Origin of the sequence: Pedobacter alluvionis, from assembly GCF_003664035.1 — a bacterium.
Taxonomy (GTDB): Bacteria; Bacteroidota; Bacteroidia; order Sphingobacteriales; family Sphingobacteriaceae; genus Pedobacter; species Pedobacter alluvionis.
The window spans coordinates 1-22837 of record NZ_RCCK01000002.1; the positions used below are offsets into that span (position 1 = coordinate 1).

Annotated in this window: 3 protein-coding genes; all 3 read right to left on the reverse strand. The window is 41.3% G+C overall.

All coding sequences use genetic code 11. The features are described from left to right. A partial coding sequence (locus BCL90_RS00145; protein WP_121281955.1) for a non-ribosomal peptide synthetase occupies window positions 1–12218 on the reverse strand: 12218 nt, incomplete at its 3' end. Between the two features lie 37 nt (window positions 12219–12255). Further along, a complete protein-coding gene (locus BCL90_RS00150) occupies window positions 12256–13068 on the reverse strand; it encodes a phytanoyl-CoA dioxygenase family protein (RefSeq protein ID WP_121281956.1) in 813 nt (270 codons plus the stop codon). Between the two features lie 24 nt (window positions 13069–13092). Next, entirely contained in the window at window positions 13093–22785 is a 9693-nt protein-coding gene (locus BCL90_RS00155) for a non-ribosomal peptide synthetase (RefSeq protein ID WP_121281957.1), read from the reverse strand. Window positions 22786–22837 lie beyond the last annotated feature (52 nt).

Consider the following 22837-nt stretch of genomic DNA (forward strand, 5'->3'; position numbering starts at 1 on the left):
AGATGGGTACACATCGCTGAAACACGCCCTTCACTGTAAATATCACTATTGTAAATCAAACTCAACTGAAGTTCTTCACCTAATTCCTGAAAACTGAAATGAAGGTCGTACCGGCTAATTTCATAACGAATTTTCTCATAATGACTGATTTTGAGGTCATCGGGTTCCGCGATTGCCATGTTCAGCTGCATGCTGTCCTGCAAAACCAACCACACATCAAATAAAGGGTTTCTACTTGCATCCCGGTGGATATGCAATTCTTCAACAAGCTCATCAAAAGGAAAAACCTGATGTTCGTAAGCGTCTAATGTAAGTTTCCTGATCTCGGCCAGTAAATCGACAAAATTCCAGCTGCCCTTAAAGCGGGTTCTCATGGCCAAAGTATTGATGTAAAATCCAATCTGATGCTCCAAGTCTTCGTGGTCACGACCTGCGCTAGGACTTCCGATAATGATGTCTTCCTCACTGGTGTATTTATATAGAAGGACATTTATCAGGCCTAGTAAACTCATATAAAGTGTACATGAATTCTCCTGTCCCAATTGCTTAAACTGCTGCAAAACCTCGCTTCCAAAGCGCTTACTGATCAGCTTTCCGTTATATTTTTTTACTTCCGGTCTTGGATAATCTCCTATCAGTTTGAGCACCGGCAAATCTCCTTCAAATTGTTGCAGCCAATAAGTCTTATGATCATTTAATGCTGCTCCGCTCAATTGTAAATTTTGCCATGCCGCATAATCTTTATACTGGATAGCCAACGGAGTTAACACCGGAACAACGGACTTGTGATAAGCATTATAAAAACTCATCACTTCATTTAATAAGATTTCCATTGACCATGCATCGCTAATGATGTGATGTATGACGTAGGTTAAAATCCAGGTTTCGTCTGTTAACTGAAATACAGTACAACGCAACAAAGGGCCTTTAACAAGATCAAACGGCAGCACAAAGGAGGTTTGAATAACTTGTATCAATTCCTGTTCATTCTGCTCATCAGACCTCAGATCATGGTAAGCAATGGCGAAACCAGTTTCGTTAACGGGCAATATAAACTGGTGGATCTCTTCATTTTTATTTTCACGGAAAACGGTCCTCAATATTTCATGACGATTAATCAAACTAACAAATGCCTGATCCAGGGCATTAGTATCTAATACACCTGTGAGCTTATAGACGCCTGGCATATTATAGGCAACAGTTGCTGCATCAAACTGGCTTAACGCCCACAACCTGCGTTGTGCAGCAGATAAAGGGTAACTCTCTTGAACAGTCACAGAATCGATCGTTAAAAACGTTGTTTTCCCAGCTCTTTGGATTAATGCCGTCTGGTTAAGGAGAACAGTATTGGCGAATAATTCTTTTAAAGTGATTTTAACACCAAACTCTTTGTGAATCTGTCCGGCTAATCTGGTTGCTTTAAGGCTATGTCCACCTAGTTCAAAAAAATCATCATTGATTCCTATTTTCTCCCTCTGCAGAATGTGCTGCCATAAATCAACCAGCTTTTCTTCAATCTGGTTCCGTGGTGCAAGATATTCAGTACCGCTGGTCAACAATAAACCCTGATAGCCAGTTAGTTTTTTAGTATCTGTTTTACCATTATCGAGCAAAGGCATTTTTTCCAGCTGCACGAATTTGCCTGGCATCATATACCGTGGCAAAAGGCTTAATAAATGTTGGTGAAGGGTTCTGCTGAGTAATGGTTTCTGAGCAACAATAAAGGCGATCATTTGTTTCTCACCATTTTTGGCTTCCTCGAATAGAATAACCGCTTCTTCTATCTCTTCCATTGCAAGCAATGCATTTTCCACCTCCCAGGTTTCAATGCGAAATCCTCTGATTTTAACTTGCTTATCTTTTCTTCCAAATACTTCCAGTTGCCCATCAGGTAACCACCTCGCCAGATCTCCGGTTTTATATACCCTTTCTCCAGGGTAAAAGGGATCATCTACAAATTTCTCTTTGGTCAGTTCAGGATTATTGATATACCCAGCCGCAATCCCGGCACCACCTGTATAGATTTCACCAATTACACCAACCGGACATAAAAGTCCTGCCGGAGACATAATATAAATTCTGGTATTCTGTATCGGGCTACCAATTAATACGCTGGCTTTATCAAAGTCGCGCGGGATATGGTATTCACAGGTGACGTCAGAGAATTCCGTCTGACCATAAGTGTTAATAATTTTCAGCTCTGGATTGCCATCATAACATTTATTTACGAAATACATGTTTAAACGCTCTCCGGTGAGGATTAATGTTTTAACCTGACCAAAACGAATCTGTTTTTCTTCGTATAGATATTCGTTGAGTTGTGACGGAATGATCTCCAGGATGCGAGACTGGTATTCTGCAGCAGTTAACAGGAGTTTTTCAATACTTTTCAACACTTCATGATTACATAAAACAACCTGCCCCCCTACCACGAGCGGAGCCCACAACTGCCAGATCCCTCCCACAAAGTGTAATTCAGAGTTATGGCAAATCGTATCTTCCTGATTCAGATTAAGCAACCTTAATTTACTGAAAAGGTGATTTACCACGCCATTGTTCAATAACATACATCCTTTCGGATTTCCGGTAGAACCAGAGGTATAGATAATATAGGTCAGATTATTTGGCCCAGTATTTAATGTTACATTATTTTTACCGTAACTATCTCTACCAGAAATAAAAGCCTGAAGCTCATGATCATCAATCAAAATTCTGCATTGGCTGTCGGCCAGCATAAATTGTATACGTTCCTCAGGATAGGTAATGTCAATTGGCAAACAGGCTGCCACAGCTTTTAGTACCCCAATCATCACGACAACTGTCCAATCTGTCCTTTCAAGTTTAATCCCCACTACCTCTCCCTCCTGAACACGGTAATGACTGATCAGATAATTGGCAAACTGATTGGCCCTTTCATTTAGTTCCTCATAACTCAATCTACTCTCTTCATAGATGAGCGCAGTTTTTGAAGGAGTAAGTACAACTTGTTTTTCAAATAGTGAGGTTAAGCTTTGTTCAACAGGATAAACCTTGGTAGTATTATTAAACTCCATCAAAACCTGTACTTTTTCGGTAGCAGAGAGGTAGTTCAGTTGCTGAACCGGAGTTTCCGGATGGTTTACAAGTACGTTTAGCAACTGCACCAGGTGCCCAGTTAATCTTTTTATAGTTTCTTTATTAAACAGGTCTGTATTGTACTCTACAGTGGCCTGAATCTCCTCCCCAGCTTCCGTAAAATAAAAGGTAAGGTCAAACTTACTGATCACATGTTCAGCGCCACTGTGATGATTTACGGTCAATCCTCCGCTTATTGCTTCTTTTTCTTCCCCCGAAAACAGGTCTAAATTTTGCAGCACAATCAGTACGTCGAATAAAGGGCTTCTTCCTGTATCACGTGTTAGCGCTAGATCATTCACAAGTTCGTCGAAAGGGTAGGCCTGATGCTCAAATGCACCCACTGTTACATCGATTACATTTGCCAGTAATTCTTTCAAACTATCAGTTCCCTTAAATTGGGTTCTAAGCGCAAGTGTATTCACATAAAAACCAATTTGGTTTTCCAGATCACTGTGTTGTCGTCCTGCAACAGGACTGCCCAAAATGATATCTTCCTGCCCTGAATAATGATATAATAAAACATGTACAACAGACTGCAGCCCCATAAATAAGGTGGCTCCCTGATCCTGAATAAATTCCTTTAGCTGGCGGGTAAGTTTTTTATCAATCCGCTGATTTACTATACCGCCGTTAAAGGTCTTTTCAGCTGGCCGTGGCCGGTCTGTAGGAAGCTGGAGCACAGGCAAATCTCCGGCAAGTTTTTTTAGCCAATATGCCTTGTGTAACTGGAATGCATGCCCACTCAATTGCTTACGCTCCCAGCCAGCGTAATCTTTATATTGAATATTTAAAGGCTTCAGCGGATTTGCGGCTCCGGTACTGCAGCTATTATAAAGTTGCAACAGCTCGCGGATTAAAATCCCCATTGACCAGCCATCGCTGATAATATGATGCATGACATAGGCAAATACCCATTTCTGATCAGCTGTTTGATAAAGGTCTGCATGTACCAACGGCCCCAAAGAAAGGTCAAATGGCTGCATAACCCGGTTTTGTATCAGGTCAAATACAATTATCTCAGGTTTCTGCTCTTTTCGGAGATCGTGGAAACAAATACCGGATAATACCTCTTCCGGACCCTGAATAACCTGCCTGATTTCATCTTCAAATTCGATAAATGTTGTTCTCAGAATCTCATGTCTGGCGATCAGTAAATCATAAGCCTGGAGTAAAGCTTTCTTGTCTAGTTTCCCCTCAAACAGGTATAAGCCCGGCATATGATAGGCAATACTTCCTTCCTCAAACTGACTGAGCACCCATAACCTGTGTTGTCCGGACGACAATGGATAATTATTCTGTAATGCAACAGGGCTGATTGTTTCAAAAGATGTTTTTACCGCACTCTTTACAAAATGAGCCTGTTCTTTAAGCGTTGTATGACTAAACAATACACTAACAGGTAATCTGACATTAAATGTTTTATGGATCTGACTGGAAAGCCTGGTGGCCTTTAAACTGTGTCCTCCCAGATCAAAGAAATCATCATTTAAACCTACAACTTCAATAGAAAGTAGTTCTTGCCAGATATTAGCAAGTTGTCGTTCAATTTCAGTTTCGGGTGCCACATACACAACTCCGCTTTTCATAGCGGGAACCGGAAGTTTCGCTTTATCTATTTTTCCATTGGCATTTAGCGGAAAACGCTCAATCTGAAGATAAATATCCGGCAGCATATAATCAGGCATACGACTACTCATCCACAGGCTCAGTTCTTGCTCACTTATATTTCCGTTACCCACAAAATAGGCAACAATTTTTTTCTCCGCATCTGCCCCCTCTGATACCAATACCGTTGCACTTTCCACCTGTTCAAAACGCTGAAGGGCATTTTCAATTTCTCCAGGTTCTATCCGATATCCTCTTACTTTTACCTGATCGTCTATCCTACCTGTAAATTCAATGTTTCCATCAGGTAGCCACCTGCCATAATCGCCTGTTCTATAAACCTTTTTACCAACTTCAAACGGATGATCTATAAATTTCGCATCGGTTAAAGCCTGCTGATTTAGATAGCCGCTGGCAAGACCTGTACCGCCCACGAAAATTTCTCCAACCACCCCGATTGGTTTAAGCTGAAAGTGGCCATTCCATTCTCCCAAAATATAACAGGATGAATGACTGATTGCAGCTCCGATAGGTACGGTTCCGAACGCTTCGTTTAGTTCTGTTATAGGATAATAAGTAGAAAAGGTAGTATTTTCCGTTGGCCCATAAACATGCACAAGCTTTACCGATTTATAATTTTCCCGGAAGCGTTTTACGTGATGTAACGATACACGTTCCCCACCAAAAAGCACACATCTTAAGGTACTGAAATTGGCTGTGGCCGATTCTGCCAGTACATTAAAGAGTGCCGTGGTTACAAAAAACACGGAGATTTTTTCTTCCGCTATCAACTCTGTCAACGAATGGGTGTCCAAGAGAATATCTACAGAAGACAATACCAGGGTTGCTCCGTTTAGTAAAGCACTAAAAATATCAAAAACAGAACCATCAAAAGAAAAGCTGGAAAGGTTAAGCACTCGATCATCCGGGCGAACATTAACGTAATTGGGCGATTTCACCAACCTAATTACGCTCTCCTGCCGCACAAGTACCCCTTTCGGCTGTCCGGTTGATCCTGAGGTATAGGCAACATAAGCAAGATCCTCCGGCTGATGAACACGAGACAAATTCTGTGTATCAAATTCTTTAGCCTCTTGCCAAAACTGATGAAGAAAATCTTCATCTATGACGGTGATACAGTTACAGTCTGATATCATAAAATCAATCCGTTCAACAGGATAAGAAGGATCTATCGGCACATAAGCTGCTCCCGATTTCAAAACGGCAAGCAAAGCAATAACCACCCATTCTCCTCTATCCAGCTTTACACCAATAAGCTGATTGGGTTTGATCGTAAAATTGTTGTTCAGATAATTGGCCAGCTGATTTGCTTTCTCGTTTAAGGCTTTATAGGTAAGGCGTTTTTCTCCGTAAATTAATGCGATATCATCTGCCCTTTCATCCACGCTTAACTCAAAAGCCGAAACGATGGTTTCTTCTGATGCCGGGCTCAGTGCCGCAGCATTAAATGTGCTAATCAATTCTACTTTCTCAGCTGGATTTAAATAGTCCAATCCGGCTATACTCTGTGTGGGCGTAAGAATTACAGCTTCCAATAACTGTACAAAGTGACGTCCTAAACGTTCAATGGTTTCCTTATAATAAATATCTGTATTGTACTCAAGGCTGAGCTGCAAACCCTTCCTAGTTTCAACAAAATTAAAGGTAAGGTCTACTTTACTGTTCACATGTTCACTTACAGAAAACCGGTCGACATTTAAACCATTCAATCCTCCTGCAGTACTTTTCAGTAATCCTTCTGTGTTTTGCAAAGCAACCATCACATCAAACAACATGTTCCTGCTTAGGTTGCGTGTAATTTCCAGTTCATCAATAAGATTTTCAAAAGTATACAACTGATGGTCGTAAGCCCCCAGCGCTAGCCGGCTTACGTTTGTAAGCAAGCTCAAAAAATCATCCGCTTCTGAGAATTTTGTGCGCAATGCCATTGTGCTGACATAAAATCCAATTTGTGCTTCCAGGTCTACATGGTTTCTGCCGGCCAAAGGGCTGCCGGTAATAAAATCAGTCTGTCCGCTGTATTTATACAACAACACATTCACAGCTGCCAGTAACCCTGTAAATAATGTACTTCCGTTTTTAAGACACAATGCTTTAAAAGCTTCCGTAATCTCACCATCTATTTGCCTGATCAAAATTGCTCCATTATATGTTTTAATGGCCGGCCGGAGCTGATCAGCTGGCATACTTAATACAGGTAAGGTACCTGAAAACATTTCCAGCCAGTAGTTGCGATGAGCTTGAAAAAGATCGCTGTTTACCTGTTGCTGCTGCCAGCTGGCGTAGTCTTTAAACTGAATGCGTAAAGGAGCAATAAGCGCCGGTTCATTTTTCTGATAGGCATTGTAGTAGAACAATAATTCGTTAATCAGCACAGACATTGACCAGCCATCACTAATAATATGATGCATTACCGACGTAAATACCCATTTATCATTCTCAAGCTGATACAAATTTATTCTGATCAGTGGGCCTGAACAAAGGTTAAAAGTTTGGTTAAAGTTAGCCTGTATCAACTGGCTTACGATCTTATCTTTTGCCCGCTTTTTTCGCAAATCGCTAACATTTAACTTTAAGCCAAGTTGAGCAGCAGTAAGAATCACCTGCCTCACCTCACCATTTTCATTTTCAGAAAATACCGTTCTCAGGATTTCATGTCTTTCGATCAGACTTTGGAAAGCCTGATCCATTGCCTGAATATCCAACTGTCCCGACAGTAAATAGCTATCGGGGATATTGTAAGCGGCATTCCCCTCCTCGGTCTGACTTAAAATCCATAATCCCATTTGAGAGGAAGACAAGGGGTAATCGTTTGCCACCGGAGCAACAGGTATAGTATAAAAAAGATTTGTTTTTCCTTTTTGTATCAAAAGAGCCTGATTTTCAAGTATAGGATTGGCGAAAATATCCTTAAGTGTAATTTTTACATCAAAAACCTGATGAATCTGACTCACCAGCCTGGTAGCTTTCAAACTGTGCCCTCCTACCTCAAAGAAATTATCTCTAACATCGATATTGATTTCTCCGAGAATGTCTTTCCATATGAGTAAAAGCTTTTCTTCGATTGGGTTGCGGGCTGCTGTATACGAGGTTTTTTCCTGCTGCAGCAATATCTGCGGATCAGGAAGGTTCTTTTTGTCAATCTTCCCGTTTGAAGTAATGGGAAAATAATCCAATGGCACATAGTAAGCCGGTAACATATATTCCGGAAGCTGACTGGATAAATTAATTTTTAATGCAGCAATATCCGGTTTTTGAGGACCTGTAAAATAAGCAATGAGCTGAAGATCTCCCTGATCATCCCTTTTTGTTGTTACAACAGCATCTTCAATTTCCTCATGGTTACGCAATACATTTTCTATTTCACCAAGTTCAATTCTATAACCCCTTACCTTAACCTGCTCATCAATCCTTCCTAAATATTCGAGTTCTCCATCTTCAAAAAATTTCGCCTTATCGCCAGAGCGGTACAGGCGTTGCCCCGGATGGTTTGGATCTGAAACAAAACGCTGGTCAGTAAGCTCTTCACGGTTTAGGTATCCCCTGGATACACCTGCTCCTCCAACATACAATTCGCCTGTGATCCCAAGGGGTAATAGTTGCCGGTTTTTATCCATGATATAACAACTCAGGGTTGGAATGGGCTTGCCAATGCTATTGCGACCTTCCTGAATATCCCTGGTGCTGAGTTCCTTATAGGTAACATGTACAGTGGTTTCTGTAATTCCATACATATTGATGAACCTCACATCAGGATACTTTCTGTTCCAGCCACTTAATTTATCAGCGCTCAGCGCCTCCCCTCCAAAAATGATATAGCGAAGCCGAAGCTCGGCAGCGTTCTGCTCCATTTCATATTTTGAAAGGTTATAAAAGGCCGAAGGAGTTTGATTCAAAATGGTTACGCCTTCCGTTTTCAATACCCCCAGAAACAGCTCTGAATCTTTAGCGGTCATCGCAGGTATCACAATGAGCTTTCCTCCGAAAAGTAATGCACCATACATCTCCCATACAGAAAAGTCAAAACAATAAGAGTGAAACAAGGTCCATACATCTTCTTCGTTGAAATCAAATAATGGGTTATTGTTTTTAAATAGTCTGACAACATTTCTATGTTCCACCATTGTGCCCTTCGGAATACCTGTTGTACCCGAAGTATAAATCACATAGGCAAGATTTCCCGGAGCTGCCTTTACAATTGTTGGCAACTTTTCATTTTCAGGATTCCATTCATTAAAAGCGTCGAGCATCTCCTGGTCGATCACCGCCTTACATTTACTATCGTCCATCATAAAGCTGATTCGCTCTTCGGGATAAGCAGGATCAATCGGGACATATGCCCCGCCTGATTTGAGTACCGCAATCATGGCAATAACCATCCATTCTCCACGCTCAAGTTTAAGGGCAATCAGGTCATCAGGCTGCACCTCATAGTTTAGGTGGAGATAAGATCCCAACCGGCTGGCCCGTTGGTCAAGCTCACGATAAGTTAAATGAACACCTTCAAATACTACTGCCACCCGCTCCGGAGTATTGGCCACCTGCTCTTCAAACAAACCGACAATTGTTTTATCCTTTGGATAGTCAACCTCCTCATGCGAGAAATCACATAGCAGCGTATCTTTTTCGGCTTTACTGATGAAGTCCAGCTCGGCTACAAGGCAGTCTTTATTTTCTATAACCTGCTCGATAATTACCTGATAATGATCCAGCAAACGTGCTACACGTGGCTCGTAAAAATATTTTTCGTTATAAGTCATGAATAGCGACAAACCTTCATTTCTTTTGATCAGCAGGTTAAAATCATATTTACCTAAACCATCGTTACCTTCAATGAATTCATCAGTCTCTCCGGTATGGTCTTCAAAATGTATCAGCACATCAAATAATGCAGTACGGCTCATATCTTTACCTGGATTTACGTCCAGTACTACTTTTTCAAATGGAATATCAGCCGCCGCAACAGAGGCAATATAGTCGGCCTCTACCTGCTTCAGTAAGGAAGTAAAATCAGCCTGATCAGAAATGCGATTTCTCAGCGTAATTAAATTCGCCAATGGGCCAATAATGTCTTTGAAATCTTCCCTTTCTCTGTTCTCATACAGGGTACCAATCACCAACTCCTCAGCTTCCGAATATCTGTAAAGCAAAATATGGAAAGCTGTTAGCAAAATCATGAACGGGCTTGTTTCCAGCAGAGCGGCAAGTTCATCAATACCACTCACAGCGCTGAAAGACAGCTCCCTTTGCAGGTGTCCGGCACTATAAACATGAATATGGTTACGCGGCTGATTGCTATCGAGGTAAAGTACAGGCGAATGAAAAAGTTTACGCTTCCAGAAAAAAGAGGAGGCAGCCTGCAATTTCTCTTCCATTCCATTTTGCCAGTTGGCATACTGTTCAAACTGAACAGCAGCCCCGGGCACATTTCCTTTAATGATCAAGTCAAATATTGCCTTTAAGCTATACCGGTCTGCAATTAGATGATGAGCAGTAATGATAAACAGCATACCATCGTTATAGCTGACCAGGTTAAATCTGATCAGCGGTTCTGCTTCAATATCGAAAGGAAGTTGAATCAGTGCTCTACACCTCGAAATTAATGCGTCGTCTGCACAGCCTCCAAAATCATTCATTTGCAATTTAATAGCCTGCTGAGGAACCAGTGACAGATAAGGTTCACTTTTCTCTACCGAGATCATCCTGCTGAGCAAAGGATAGGTTCTAACGAGCTCTTGTATTCTTTTCTCCACTAAATTGACATTTATAGGAGCAGTCAATTTGGCAATCAATGGCAAATTATGATAAACAGGACTTCGTTCGTAAAGGTATCCGCTTTCAAACTGATCAATAAACCATAACCTTTTCTGATGCGCGGTTGCAGCCTGTTTATCCGAAACTTCAACATTAAACTCGATTGAAGGGATAACTTTCCTCAAACTTAGGTCAACCAGCTGATCGATCGTATAATCAGGAAACTGAACAATTTTCTCCAGTAATACTTGTAAATAATCGGCTAAATCTTTGATTGTTTCCTCCTTAAACAGATCAACGTTGTATTCGATATTGGTAAGAATCTGATCTCCGGATTCTGTAAAATAAAAAGTCAGGTCGTATTTACTGATAACATACTCGTCATTACGGTAATGATATACACGAACGTCTTGAAGCGTATCCGCTGAGGAATTAGCATTCATATTCTGCAGTAGCATCATGACATCGAACAATGCATTGCGACTCAAATCCGGCCGGTAGTCCAATGAATCGATCAACTTGTCAAACGGATACATCTGGTGTTCAAATGCGTCGAGCGTAACCTGACTTACTTCTTTAAAAAAATCATTGAATCTGGAATTGCCGTCAAATTTGATTTTTAGCGGGAGAGTATTGAGATAAAATCCGATCTGGTCTTCAAGATCGGCATGTTCTCTCCCTGCAACCGGGGTTCCAATGATAATTTCAGTCTGGCTCGTATACCGGTAAAGCAGGATATTTATTGCGCCAAGCAGTGCCATAAATAATGTTCCTCCTTGTTCTTTACCTATTTCTTTTAAACCATTGGTAATGGTTTCATTAAGGGTTAAATGAATCGTTCTCCCATTAAAAGTTTTGATGGCAGGCCTTGGATAATCAAGCGGCAATTGCAATAAAGGAATCCGTTTCTGCAATTGTTTCAACCAATATTCCTCATGAACAAAAGCATCCGGTCCGGATAGCTGTGCCTGCTGCCAAACGGCAAAATCCTTATACTGGATGCGCAATGGTTTTAAAGGATTCTCTAGCTTTTTTACGCGGGCATTATACATGACTGTTAACTCCTGAATGATATTATTCATTGACCAGCCATCTGTAATGATATGATGCAGCACGTAAATAAATATCCATTTATCGGCAGCCTGTCGAATAAGCCCGGCACGCACCAAAAGACCTGTTGTTAGGTCAAATGGCCTAATAAATTCACGCTTTATATGCGCCCTGATAAGAGCCTCCTGATTTTCAGTTGAGCTAATATCATTGTGGTCAAAACTAAATTCGAACTCCTCAGGGTCAAGAATAACTTGCCTTACCTCATCACCTTCTTCCTTAAATACCGTCCGAAGACTTTCATGCCGATTAATCAGCAATTGAAAACAATCGCTCAACAACTCAACTTCCAACTTACCTTCCAGAACAAACACACCAGGCATATTACAAGCAATATTTCCGTCTTCAAGCTGGCTCATCACCCACAAGCGCATTTGCGATGAGGAAAGCGGATAAGAAGCTTGAGGCGCTACTGATGGTATCATAAAGTCTGACTTGTTGCGCAGCTTGTTGATATAGCGAATCAAGTTATGCTTATTTGCTCTGATCTCCTCTTTTAACCCATCATGAATGGTACCTTTCCCGGCTTCAATTTTCAACTCGTCTCCAGCTACTGAAATACTTGCGTTCAACTTCTTAAGTTCCAGAATAATATGACTTACACGATCCATAGTGTTTGATATTTGGCAAAAAATGATGATTAGAAAACTAAATTGTGGTAACCAGATCTTCTATCGGAGAATAATCTCTTCCAGACAGAAAATCCGGTCGGGGGTTCTGTTTATTTTGAGGGAGATTGTCAATACTATTATAAGTGATCAATATCGCATCCCGATCAAAAGGGGTTAGATTAATATTAGAGGCATGGAAAATATTACCATGAAAAAAAAGAACTGATCCCTTTTCCCCGGCGGTTGTGATAATTCCATTGGCCACAGATAGCTCACGGATCAACTCATGATCCACCGTAAATTTGATGTCGGCATTTAATGAAGAACGGTAGTCGTTATCATTTTGCTCTGCCGCCGCAGCCAGGGCTTCTTTCTCCGCAAATTTTACAACACCTAATTTATGAGTTTCGGGTATGAGCATTAATGCACCATTGGAGGAGTTGGTGTCTTGAAGATAAATCATCACCGATACCATATCAGGCTTGCTGATACCATCGTCGATATGCCAGTATGGAAAATCCTGATGCCATTCCCACCATTCGCCTTTTAACCCTTTCTTGGTATTTATCTTATACTGATGTATATAAATTTTGTTATTAATCAGTTGTTCCGCGGGCATAACCAAACGATTCAGCCTGCTCAAACGCGCATAGGTATCGTTTGTGAAATGAGGTGCAAATACAGACCTTACCGATCCATTGTCTTCCAGAATGATTCTTGGCGAATCCTTAACAATCGTATTGGGCAGTTGCTCAATTAAAATACCAACTTCTTCTTCACTCAAATAATTCTCAATCATGAGAAACCCCTTTTCATGATATTGTGAAATCTGCTGTTCATTTAATTTCATGTGATATCGCTTATTTCGTTCAGGTTAAAAAATCATTTCCTCTTTGTCTGTATCAGGGCTTACCTCAACCACCTCATTTTTCAACCATAATATGGTATTCAGGCCTTCGGCAATCGACTTTATATTCGGTTCAGTAAATATTTCCCGGATCCTGATCTCGATTCCGAATTCCCTCTTTATGCGCGAGATTAAACGTGTAGCCTTGAGGCTATGCCCGCCCAGCTCGAAAAAGTTATCATTTACGCCAATTTTGTCTGCCTCCAGTTCCAGTAACTCGCTCCAGATCTGAACCAGCTTTTCCTCGGTCTCATTTTCTGGCGCGAGGTATTCCTGTAGCCGGCCATTTGCCGAGGCCGAGGGGTTTGGCAAATTTCTTTTATCTACTTTACCATTAACCGTTAAAGGAAGGGCATCGAGCTGCAAATAGTGATGAGGCAGCATATAGTGTGGAATGATCAATCTGATATGGCTCTTAAGATCGCTCAGATTTAGCGTTTCCATGGCCACAAAATAAGCAACCAGCTCAGGTGCTCCGGTAGCGGTTTTGAGGGTAATTACAATTGCTTCTTCTACCTGAGGGTGGCTTCTTAAAGCACTCTCTATCTCGCCCAACTCCATCCTGTAGCCATTTATCTTTATTTGATTGTCTTTCCGCATAATGTACTCCAGCGAACCGTCGCTTAACCATTTTCCAATGTCGCCGCTCTTGTATACAAACTGTCCTTTCCGAAAAGGGTGGGTAATAAAACGCTCGGAGGTCAGCTCAGGGTTGCCAAAATATCCTTTTGCCAGGTTCCATCCACCAATATAAATTTCACCTTCTACACCAATTGGAACGGGTTGCATCTGTTGATCCAATACATAGATATCGGTATTATAAACCGGCTTTCCAATGCCTGATTTTTCAGGAATATCTCCATCAGCATACCGGTAAGAAAGTCCTGTAACTACGTGCGTTTCGGAAGGGCCATACAAATTAAACAGACGAACTGAAGGATTTACTTTGAGGAAGTTTAGCAAGCCTCCGCTAACATACAACTGCTCCCCTGTAGAAATAACCTCCTCAATCGAATGACCGTGAAACTCCTCTATGGGAATTTCGCTAAACATAGCTTTCAATGCTGCATAAGGCATCGAAAGCGTGTTGATTTGTTGATTTAAAATATAATCCTTTAAACTCCAAAGGTCCTGTCTCAGGTTCTCGTTTATAATATGAACCTCTCCTCCTGTGGCTAAAGCATAATAAATATCGTGCAGGGAAGAATCAAAGCTAAAAGAAGAGAACTGAAGATGTTTTGTTTTTTTATTAAAGCCAGCACCTTCAATATCCCATAAAATCAGGTTGTACAACATCCGGTGAGTTTGTTCTACGCCTTTTGGCAGACCGGTAGATCCAGAAGTGTAAATGATAAATGAAGAATCATCCCAACCGATCTCCACTTCCGGATTTGACAGATCTATATCCGAAGGCACTGCCATAATATCTACCACACTTACATCCGGTAACCATAAGGCGAGCTCAACAGCCTGACTTCCTTCGCTCAGAACGATTGCGGAATTGCTTTCCTCGATCATAAATTTCTTGCGTGCCTCTGGCAGCGAAGCGTCTATTGGCACGTAAATACAACCCAGTTTCATGATACTGATCATGCTAACTGCCGACCATGCCGAGCGTTCGAGCAATACACTTATGCAAGTACCTTTCTGAACTACTGATCCGCCGGAAATGTACCTGGCGAGCTGATTGGACAGCTCGTTCAATTCACGGTAGGTATAGGAAACCTGCTCAAATACCATCGCACAACTATCGGGTGTAGCCACTGCCTGCGACTCGAATAAACTGATTACCGTTTGCTCCCCTGCATAGGTTACTGTAGTTTGATTAAAAGCAGACAATAAGGTCTCTTTCTCTAAAAGGCTAAGGTATTCCAACCGCGAAACGGCAGTTTGAGGCGCAGCAATAATTGCGCTGGTTAGCTGCTTAAAATGACTAATCAGCCTTACTGCACTTTCTTTATTAAAAACATCGCTGTTGTATTCCAGTTCTATTTGTAAATCTCCATCTCCATTCTCTGAAAAATTAAACAACAAATCAAATTTGCTGGTATGATGGTCAATTTCTTTATACATGCTAACAGATAGATCTGAAGTTCTGTTCTGCAACCTGTAATCAGTTTCATTGTTCTGCAAAACAATCATAACTTCAAAAAGCGGATTATGGCTCAAATCCCTTGGCAGATTTAAATCCTCTACCAGTGCGTCAAAAGGATATAACTGATGATCGTAAGCAGCTAAAGCAACTTTTTTCACTTCTTTTAAAATGGTCTCAAAACTATCTCCGTCTGATAAGCGCGTACGCAGGGCAAGTGTATTTACAAATAAGCCGATCTGATTTTCCAGATCGGGATGATCGCGCCCAGCAACAGGTGTGCCCACGATCATATCTTCCTGACCAGTGTATCTGTATAACAAGATGTTTACCGCAGAAAGTAGTCCCATAAACAACGTTGTTCCGCTTTTATGTACCAGTTCTTTTAATTTCCCTAAGGTTTCTGCTGTTACTTTTGCGGTTACCGTACCTCCCTGATAGCTTTTTATTGCAGGCCTTAAATGATCATAGGGTAAGGCCAGAACAGGCAACTCTCCTGAAAACTGAGAGGTCCAGTAATTCTTTAGTTCTTTGAGATGTGGGCTGTCCAGTTTACTGTTCTGCCATTCGGCATAATCTTTATATTGGATATCCAATTGCGGAATCACTGGCGTATCACCTCTTAGTAAAGCATTATAAATTTCTACGGTTTCATTAAAGAGGATGTTCATAGACCATCCATCACTGATGATATGATGGATGGTATAGACGAAAATCCATTGTTTATCCGCAACCTGGAACAAATTTACCCTGAGTAAAGGACCACTGGAAAGGTCAAATTTAATCCGAACCTCATTTCTTATCCGATCATCAAGAAGATGTTTTTCCTGCTGTCTCATGTCCTCGTAAACGACTGAAAAATCAAGGGATTCGGGATTCAGTATTACTTGTGTCAACTCTCCGTCTTTATCGGCGCTGAAAATCGTTCGAAGGCTCTCGTGTCTTTCCAACAACCTAAAAAAGGTTTGCGATAACACAGTCTGATCGAGATGACCGTCAAACCGGTACACCGCAGGGATGTTATATGCCACATTACTTTCCTCAAACTGGCTCAGAATCCATAGCCGGTGCTGAGCAGAAGATAAAACATAACCTATTTTTTGTACCGCAGGAAGAATCGGATCAAATGAAGTCTTCTGATAGGATTCGATTAATTTAGCCTGATCCTCTAGTATAGAAACTGTAAATAGCTCCTGTAAAGGGATAATGACATTAAATTTTTTATAAATCTGATTAGCTAGCCTGGTTGTTTTTAAACTATGCCCACCAAGATCAAAGAAATTATCTTTTAACCCAATGGCCGTATTTGATAAAATCGAACTCCAGATCAGCGCAAGTTCCTGCTCAGTTTCTGTACCAGGTGCAAGGTAAGATGTAGAACTCGACCTGTTAAACTCTCCAGGATCCGGCAAATTTTGCCTGTCAATCTTTCCGTTAAAGGTTAACGGCATTTTGTCAAGCTGAATATAATAAGCAGGCAGCATATAGGCCGGTAAAACGCGCTTTAACTGATCCTTAATCTCTTTGTCATCAATAACCTCTTTACTAACAAAATAAGCTACAAGTTCATGCTGCTGATGCAAATCCATCCTTGTAATCACAACTGCCTCGCCAACACCCTTGCAAAGTCTGAGTACATATTCTATTTCCCCAAGTTCAATCCGGTACCCCCTTATTTTCACCTGATCATCTATCCTGCCAGTGAAAGCAATATTACCATCGCTTAACCACTTGCCTTTATCTCCGGTTCTGTACACTTTCTGCCCGGACTGATAAGGATCAGCAATTATCTTTTCTGCGCTGAGCTCCGGCCTGTTCAGGTAACCTACTGCCACGCCAGCTCCTCCGATATATATCTCCCCTTCTACTCCTTCGGGCACCATCATCTGATTTTTATCGAGTATATATATCCATTCATTTTGTAATGGTTTTCCTATAGAAAGTGAGCTGCTGCTTCCGATGTCTAAAGAGCTGCTCCAGATGGTCGCTTCCGTGGGTCCGTAAACATTAATTGCTTTTACGCCCTGTAGCCTACCCAAACGTATATACTGCTGCTCAGTTAGGGCTTCTCCTCCTACTAGCAATACCTGCAATCCCTTAAGATCTTCAAGCCCCAGTTGCGGAACTTCAAAAATTTGATTTAACCTGGAAGGGGTAACCTGTAATACATTGATTTCATTTTCAGCCAGATATTTCAATATAACAGCGGGATCAGGTTCATTTAAGAGGTGTAATTCCATTCCCCAGGCCAAACTTCCTAAAATTTCGAGAACAGAGATGTCGAAAGTATAGTTTGTTGCTGCCGCGATACGCATCCTGGCCTTGAAATCAAATACAGCATCAAAATTTCTGAAAAAAGAAGTAACATTCTGATGCGTAATCATAACACCTTTCGGTTTTCCTGTAGAGCCTGAGGTATAAGTTACATAAGCAAGATTTTCAGGAGAACAAAGTGATGAACAATGACTGCTGTATTGATTTATTTCAGTTAGAAACAAGTCGAGTTCCTCCTGGTCAATCAATACTTTCCAATGGCTGTCGTCTCTGATATAATCAATCCGTTCTTCTGGGTAATCCGGATCCACCGGAACATAAGCCGCACCTGAATTCAGAATGCCCAATACAACAATTACCATCCATTCTGTACGGTTCAGCTTTATTCCAACAAGATCACCACCAGCTACAGCATACTTGTGGATTAAATAGTTGCCGAACTTTGCCGCGCGTTCACTAACCTCGCGATAAGTGAGCCTGGTATTGCCAAAAATCAGTGCTGCGCTGTCTCCGTATAAATTAACCTGTTCCTGAAAAAGATCAGTGATGAGTGCCGCCTGAACAGGCTCACCTTTTGTGCTTACAGCAGCACCTAACAGCCGGTTTAACTCTTCTTTTGTGAGGTAATTTAGCGTTTCGAGTGAGGCTGAGGGCTGCACCGATACGATTTTAACGATTTGCTCAAAATGATCCGCTAAACGCGAAATACGATCTTCATGAAAAAGATCTGTACTGTATTCTATTGCCAGCTGCAGCCCCTCATTGCGCTCAACGAAATTTATTGTGAGGTCAAATTTACTTCCGGTTACAGCGGTTAAATTGTAATTGTCTATTTTTAGAATACCGGATAACTGCTGAAACTCTTCCGCAGGAAAATCTGCATCCTGCATCAAAACAAATACATCAAACAAGGCACTCCTACTCAAATCCCTCGGCAAATTCAGTACTTCTACCAGTTGATCAAAGGGATAAGACTGGTATTCAAAAGCCTCAAGCGTTACTTTCTGAACATTTGCCAGCAAATCAGGAAATGAATCGGTGCCCTCAAACTGTGTTCGCAAGGCCAGTGTATTCAAGTATAATCCGAGCTGATGTTGAAGAGCCTCATTTTCCCTTCCGGCAACCGCCGTTCCCAGAATTATATCCGTTTGTCCGGTGTACCTGAACAACAATGTATTCATCACGCTCAGCAATCCCATAAATAATGTTGAACCTTGATCAAGTACAAAATTCTTAAACAAAACCATCGATTCTGCATCAATAATCTTGCTGAACATGCGACCATGATATTGCTTTACTGCCGGACGTGCTTTATCTGTAGCCAGCTGCAGAATGGGAAGTTTACCAGCAAACTGTTGCTGCCAATATATCCCGGTTTTAGCTCCTGCCTCATCCTGTGCGCTTTCATGCTGCCATACAACATAATCTTTATACTGAATAGCTAATGCCGGTAATTCAACCGGAACTCCTTTTAGGTGTGAATGGTAAAAATGCAGCAATTCTTTCATAAATAGCCCCTGAGACCAGCCGTCGCTAATGATGTGATGAACTACACTGGCAAAAACCCATCGCTTCGCCGATAACTGATAAATAAACGCCCGCAACAATGGCCCTTTTTCCAGGTCGAAAGGCTGCATCGTATCTTCGAGGATCATTTCATTCAGTTCAGATCCAGCAAAACTGTTATAAAGCATATTTCTTCTTTCCAGTCTGAATCCGGATTGACCGGCCTCTGCTATTACCTGAACCACTTCGCCTTCGGCAGTAGTCTGAAATGTGGTTCTCAGGATTTCGTGACGTTTGATAAGCGAAAACAATGCTTTTTCAAGCGAATCAACATCTAAATCGCCTTCTAAAGTATATAGTCCGGGTATATTTAAAGTTTGATTCCCCGCTTCAAACTGGCTGAGTATCCAAAGTCTTTGCTGCGCAGAAGATAAGGGATAAAATGGTCTGAACTCCGCTTTTGGGATGATGGCGGCAAGGGTATTCCCTGTTTTTAGAATCACATCTGCCTGAGCCTCAAGGCTGGAATGGAGAAATAGTTGAGAGAAACTCAGCTTTACCTGAAACGTTTCCTGAATTTGCTGAGCTAAACGATGCAATTTCAGGCTGTTACCTCCCAGGTAAAAGAAATGATCAGCAGGACTTATATTGTTCCGCTTCAAAATCTTTTCCCAGATAATAATGAGTTTTCTTTCCGTAGAATTACGTGGGTCCCTTTTCTTTTGTTCGGAAATAATGTTTGTTTTACTTAGTATCTGAAGCTTTTCTTTATCCAACTTTCCATTAACGGTAAGCGGCAACTCATCCAGCAATCTGAAATGATCGGGCACGAGATACGAAGGCAATTTTAAAGAAAGGTAAGAACGCAGATCAGAAACCTGAACAGGGCCCACGCAAAATGCGATAAGCGACTTGCTGCCATCGTCATCACTTCTTGTGATGACTGACACAGCACTGACATCAGGATGTTCCAAAATCGCATTTTCAATTTCACCGGTTTCCACCCTGAAACCATTTATTTTCAACTGATCATCTTTTCTCCCGATAAATTCAATATCCCCAGCTGAAGTTAACCGCACAAAATCACCAGTTCTGTACATAAGCTTTCCGGGTCTTGCTGGATCGGGAAGAAATTTCGATGCAGTTAATTCTTTTCGGTTAAGGTAACCCTTTCCTACTCCTTCACCACAGATGTACAATTCGCCAGGTACTCCAATCGGACATATACTGCCAGCTTCGTTAAAAATATAAATATCTGTTCCGGAAATCGGCTTTCCGATAACAATAGGGCTGCCTGTTTCCAATTCTTTCACAATACAGCCAACAGTAGTTTCCGTGGGTCCATATTCGTTATAAATTTTAATCGCAGGGTTAATGTTTTTGAGTATCCTAACCTGATCTTCTCTTACCTGTTCGCCGCCAACAATTGCAATTTTTACATACTCTGTTTTCAGGTTTAATGAAGCCAGCAAGCTGATATGTGATGGGGTTAGTTTAATTGAATTAATCCCGCTTTCCGGACTAAAATAAGTGCTTAAGATTGTCGAAAGCTCTTCCCCCTGATCGTAAATCTTGAGGGTTCCGCCCATACAAAGGGTACAAAAAATGCTGGTTACGGTAAGGTCAAATGAAATCGAAGTAAACAGGCCAAAATTCACCTGGTCTAGTCCTGCAAAATAATAATGGTTAGCCCATTGAATATAATGTTGAAGATTGCCGTGTGTAAGTTCACATCCCTTAGGTAGTCCGGTAGAACCAGAGGTATAAATCACATAAGCGGTATCTTCCGGATGTATAATCTGCGTAATAAATTTTGAGTCATATTTATCCTGCTGCCTTTCAAACTCCTGCCATTTTGCAGAATCGATTACCATATCGCAAGCACTATCGGCGATGAGGTAGGCTTTTCTTTCCTCCGGATATTCGGGATCTATGGGCAGGTAGGCCCTGCCAGATTTCAGAATACCGAGCAAAGTAATAATCAACTGCTCATTTCTATCTAAAAGCACAGAGACAGGCCGCTTTATTGCTGGCTTAATATGCGCTTTCAGATAAGCGGCAAACTGATTTGATAATGCATCGAGCTCGGCATAACTCATGGTTTTTCCCCTAAAGGAAAGTGCGGCATTATTTCCGTGGATTTTCACCTGTTGGTAGAACTCATCCAATACCGTATTTTGGTTACTTACCAGGCCGGAGTATTGATTGGCGATGTTCCTGATCATTGCATATTCTTCACTGCTCAGATACTCCAGTTGATTAACCGGGGTTAGCGGATGATTGAGCATGGCAGCAAGCAATAGATCAAAATGTTCCATCATTCGCTCAATGAAACCCAGAGAATAGAGATCCGTATTGTATTCAGTATTTAGCTGAAGGCCTTCGGTAGAAACAGCGAAACTAAAAACCAAATCAAACTTGCTCACTACATGCTCCTTATCTGAAAATGCCGATACTTCCAGGCCATCAAATGTGAGCCTGTTATCTTTTTGAAAAGGCTGTGCCTGTAACACCATCACATCAAAAAGAGCATTTCTGCCGGTTCCTGTATTTAGTTTCAAATCTTCCAGCAGCTCGTCAAATGGATATGCCTGATTTTCGAGTGCTCCTATTGTGCAGGCTTTCACCTGGGCAAGAATGGCTCCGAAATCGTCAGTAGCAGAAAGCTGAATCCTTAAGGCCAGCGTATTCACAAAAAAGCCAATCTGTGATTCCAGTTCGCTTGCTTCGCGTCCGGCTACGGGAGTACCAATAATCAGGTCGTTTTGCGATGTATAACGATACATAAGCGCATATACCGCTGATAAAACACCCATAAACAAAGACGCATCCTGCTTTGAACAAAAGTGGCTTAACTTACGGCTGATGGAGGGGGCAATGAGCTTATTGAAAACTGCACCATTAAAGCTTTTAATAGTAGGCCTGCTCTTATCTCCCGGCATCTCTAGTATAGGTAATTCGCCTGCAAGTTTTTTCAGCCAGTATTCTTTTTGGGATTTGAGCGCTCCGCTTTCCAACTGCTCACGCTGTGCGCGGGCATAGTGCCGATAATGAAATTTTAAAGGTGTTAGCACACTGGCTTTCTGATTTAAGAAAGCATTATAGAGTATTAGCAACTCATTCATCAAGATTTCAAGAGACCAGCCATCGCCGATAATATGATGCATAACATAATTGAAAACCCATTCCTTACCAGCTACTTTATAAAGAGAAGTGCGTAATAACAGCGGGCTGGAAAGTTCAAATGGAATAGCCACACGATCAGCAATCAATCTGCTTAATTGCGAAACCGGATCTGGAATTTCTTCCATATCCACAAAAATAAAATCCAGATCAAATCCATCAACTGGTCTGATAAATTGTCTGACCGATTGAGCGTCTTCAGAAAAGAAAGTTCTTAAGCTTTCATGTCTGTTTATTAAGGCTATTAAAGCCTCCTTAAGTACTGAAACGTTAAGCTCTCCTTTAAAAATATAGCTACCAGACATATTGTAAGCAATATTGCCTGCTTCAAACTGACTTAGTATCCAAATTCTGTATTGTGAGGAAGATAAAGGATGAGATTCTGCTTCATCAGCATCAGCTGCAATTCCAATCTGATCATAGGATATGCCATCTGCCAAAGGTGCATTACTCAAATACCTGATGATTGCAGCTTTGTTTAATTTAATTTCATTGATCAGATGTTCATCCAAAGCACCTTTTGGCGCATTGATTAACAATTCTCCATCAGATACCTTAATCAATATGTTTCGGGTTGCTAAATTTAAGATGAGGTGGTCTATCATTTTATATCAATTTATTAGCCGTGCAGATACAAACAGACATGGAATACCTTGT

Bases quoted from the DNA above. Each gene is read 5' to 3' on its own strand.
- BCL90_RS00150 (WP_121281956.1), bottom strand. From the start codon at position 13,068: ATGAAATTAAATGAACAGCAGATTTCACAATATCATGAAAAGGGGTTT.
- BCL90_RS00155 (WP_121281957.1), bottom strand. From the start codon at position 22,785: ATGATAGACCACCTCATCTTAAATTTAGCAACCCGAAACATATTGATT.